Annotated in this window: 2 protein-coding genes and 1 pseudogene; all 3 read left to right on the forward strand. The window is 47.6% G+C overall.

Features of this window, described 5'->3' with window-relative positions; translation table 11 throughout:
- A pseudogene (locus tag ACWA6V_RS18575) lies at positions 1 to 875 on the forward strand (endo-1,4-beta-xylanase); the annotation flags it as partial.
- Complete coding sequence (locus ACWA6V_RS18580) at positions 864 to 2,684, forward strand: glucuronyl esterase domain-containing protein (RefSeq protein ID WP_449523890.1); 1,821 nt, start codon at positions 864 to 866, stop codon at positions 2,682 to 2,684. The pseudogene ACWA6V_RS18575 and the gene ACWA6V_RS18580, both read left to right, overlap by 12 nt.
- 209 nt (positions 2,685 to 2,893) lie before the next feature.
- Entirely contained in the window at positions 2,894 to 3,400 is a 507-nt protein-coding gene (locus tag ACWA6V_RS18585; RefSeq protein ID WP_449523889.1) for a GNAT family N-acetyltransferase, read from the forward strand.
- Positions 3,401 to 3,867: the final 467 nt, after the last annotated feature.

The raw sequence follows: 3,867 nt of genomic DNA on the forward strand, positions 1-3,867 counted from the left end.
CGATTGCAGTAACTTCAAGTAGCCGATCTTCTGTTGCACCGACTACACGCAAATTCGTCGGTAACATCACCACTTCAGGAGCGGTGAGACCAGACTTTATTAATTATTGGAATCAAATTACGCCGGAAAACGAAGGCAAATGGGGTTCAGTTGAAGGCACGCGCGATCAATACAACTGGGCGCCGCTCGACCGGATTTATGCCTACGCGCGCGAACATAATATTCCAGTGAAAGCCCATACCTTTGTGTGGGGCAGCCAATTTCCAAGCTGGATTACTAATTTGAGTGCATCTGAACAAGCGGCAGAAATTGAAGAGTGGATTCGTGATTACTGCGCGCGCTACCCGGACACCGCAATGATCGATGTAGTAAATGAAGCGATTCCCGGCCATGCACCAGCTGCCTACGCACAAAATGCATTTGGTAATGATTGGATTATTAAATCCTTCCAGCTCGCACGCCAATATTGCCCTAACGCGATTTTGATTTTGAACGACTACAACGTGTTAAGTTGGGATACCGATAAATTCATCACGCTCGCCAGACCTGTTATCGCTGCCGGTGTGGTGGATGCATTGGGTGCGCAATCCCACGGTCTTGCCGATCGCCCACTATCAGAAACCACAACCAAACTGAATCAAATCGCGGCGTTGGGTTTACCGATTTATATTTCTGAATATGACATCGAAAAAACCAATGACCAGGAACAATTGCAGGTGATGCAACAACAATTCCCGTTGTTCTATAACCACGCTTCAGTAAAAGGTATTACCTTGTGGGGCTACGTTGTTGGAAAAACCTGGCGCGAGGGTACCGGCCTGATCCAGGACAACGGAACATTCCGCCCGGCGATGACCTGGCTGATGAATTATCTTGCGACTACAAACCCGTCGAGCCAAAGTTCTGTACCCAGTTCAGTCGCTAGCTCATCCAGATCGAGTCAATCATCAGTGGTAATTTCCAGTTCATCATCAAGTGTGATTGTGCCCGCGAGTTTCAGTAGTAGTTCGCGCCTATCTTCAAGCTCATTGCGTTCATCCAGTTCCAGTTCGATTATTTCGACACAGCCGCAATTGGTTGTTGCAATTAATTCTGGTGGTGCGCAAGTCAATTACAACGGGGTGCAATATAAGGCAGACCAATACAGCACTGGTGGTACGGCGAACAGCACTACCAGCAGTATCAGCAATGTTGCTGAAGGCGCGCTCTTCCAAAGCGAGCGCTACGGTACTTACGGTTATGAAATTCCGGTGACGAATTCGACCTACTCAATCGAATTACATTTTGCGGAAATTTATCAAACAACTGTGGGGCGTCGCTCGTTCAATGTGGCAGTTGAAGGCCAGCAAGAAATGTATCAAGTGGATCTTTATTCATTAATCGGCGCGAATGCGGCTTACACCTATAGAGTGGAAGATGTGCAAGTGACTGATGGTAAGTTGAATATTGATTTGGCTACGCTGGTCGATAATGCAACGCTCGCAGGATTTGCGATTTATTCATCAACCGGTGGCAAACTGGTGGAAACGACTCCGCCAATTAATCCCGGTACTGCCAGCAAAGAAAATGAAGGTGCAGATTGCGCAATCGGTAATCCGCCCGCAGCAAGCAGCAACGCAAAACTGCCTGATCCATTTAAAAAATATAACGGTACACGCATCACTTCCAAAGCAGATTGGCGCTGCCAGCGTCAGGAGACGTTAAAACAAGTTGAAGCATCAATTTACGGCATAAAACCTGGCAAGCCAGAATCAGTAACCGGCACCGTTAGCAATTCGCAAATTACCGTGAATGTTCAGCATCAAGGTAAAACTGCCAGCTTTAGCGCCAGAATAGAAATGCCGAGCAATGTGAGCGGCCCGGTACCGGCGGTTGTTGTGCTCGGTGGTTTTGGTGGCGATACCGCAACCATTAAGGCAGAAGGTGTAGCAATCATTACTTATGATCCTTATGTTGTCGGTGCCGAGTCTGGCAGCCGTACTAATAAAACCGGTGCCTTCTACACGATTTACGGCAACAGAAGTACAACCGGATTATTGGCAGCATGGAGTTGGGGTGTGAGCCGTATCATCGACGTGTTGGAGCAATCCGGCGCAACAATTTTGAAGCCCGATGCAATCGGAGTAACAGGTTGTTCGCGTTTCGGTAAAGGCGCATTCGCAATCGGCGCGTTGGATCAACGCATCGCGTTAACCATGCCGTTTGAATCTGGTAGCGGTGGTGTTCCGATCTGGCGCGGCATTCCAGGCGAAGGCGCACAAAGCCCAAGCAGTGCTTACGGTGAAACCTATTGGTTAGGAGATGCCTTCAGCAATTACACCGCTGATACAAAACGATTACCGGTAGACACCCATCAAATTATTGCACTGGTAGCACCGCGCGGACTGTTCATTATGGACAACCCCCACATCGCCAACCTCGGGCCAAAATCAGCGCACGCTGCTGCACTCGCTGGTGCAGAAGTTTACAAAGCGCTTGGTGCAGCCAGTTCCATCACCTACCACTCTAACGTAGCCGACGGATCTCACTGCGCTATTCGCCCGGAACACAAAGCACCAATGCAAGCAAACATTCGCCGCTTCCTGAAAAAAGAATCGGCGACAACTGGCGGTTTAAATGCACGCTCAAATGCAACGGCAAATATCAACGATTGGGTGGATTGGACTACACCGACGTTGAATTAAATCTTTTAAAACCATGGATGGTTAGTTGAATCGAAAAAGCCAACATTGTTTTTGCAGTGTTGGCTTTTTTTTGATTTATTGATTAAGGTGTAGAAAATTATATTCACCTTTGATGATCTGTTTTTGTCGTTTGCCGCGCTTTACAATTTAAAAAATGTAGTTAAAAAAATCTAGGAAAATTCTCGGGTATTAAAAGGCAGGAGGTAATATTGAATCAGTTACATTTCGAGCCGCTGCGAGCTGAACACATTGAAGAGCTCGCGCATGTGCTGCTTCATCCCGATGTGTACGAACACATCGAACCTGAAGTGCCGAGTATTGAGGATTTTACAATAGGGCTTGAACGGGCTATTGCGGGGCCGCAAGTTTCCGGCATCGATGAGCGCTGGCTCAATTTTCTTGTGCGCGAATCGTCAGGCCTAATGGTTGGCCGATTGGAAGCGACAGTGCACCATAATTTGGTTGAAGTTGCCTTCCTGTTTGGATCGCAGTATTGGGGGCGCGGTTTCGCCAGCACCGGGCTCCGGTGGCTGCACAATGAATTGGGAAATACTACAGGTATCACAGACTTCTGGGCTACCACCACGCGTGAAAATGTTCGGTCCCAAAAATTGTTGCATCGCTGCGGATATAAATTGGCAAATCTCCCTGCAAGCCCTCTGTACAGCTATGAGTTGGGTGATTTGATATTCCACTATAAACACATTGCAGATTAAACATTGATTGGATTGTTCAGCCCGGCAGCGCCCAGTGCGCTAAGCTGGCTATCAGATGTTGGAGAGTCCCAGCAACGTTGAATCACGTTGCTCATTTACACTCTTTACAATGCTCAAAAAGCACTATCAGGATAAAAACCAATCCTTTATAGTCAACGCCTTAGCGCGTCAGCCTGTGCAGCCATTCCGCCTCGGCTAGGTGGATATCGTGCGTGCTGGTTTTTATCGCGCTCATCTAATACGGTTTCAATGCTTAGAGTTCTTGGCTCTAAATCCGTTGCAGAATTTTTAGGCGAAAGCTGGTTGCAATCCCATAAGGGTATAGAGTTTTCAATCAGTGAATTGAAATTAGCAATAGAAATTGAAAGTGCATAACAAAGTGCTCCAACTCGCGCACTGCGTGCGCTGGGACAGTTCTTAAGTCGCGCGTTTGGTGAATCGTTGCGGAAAGTTTATCGCAAGCGCAA

Source organism: Cellvibrio sp. (assembly GCF_053579595.1).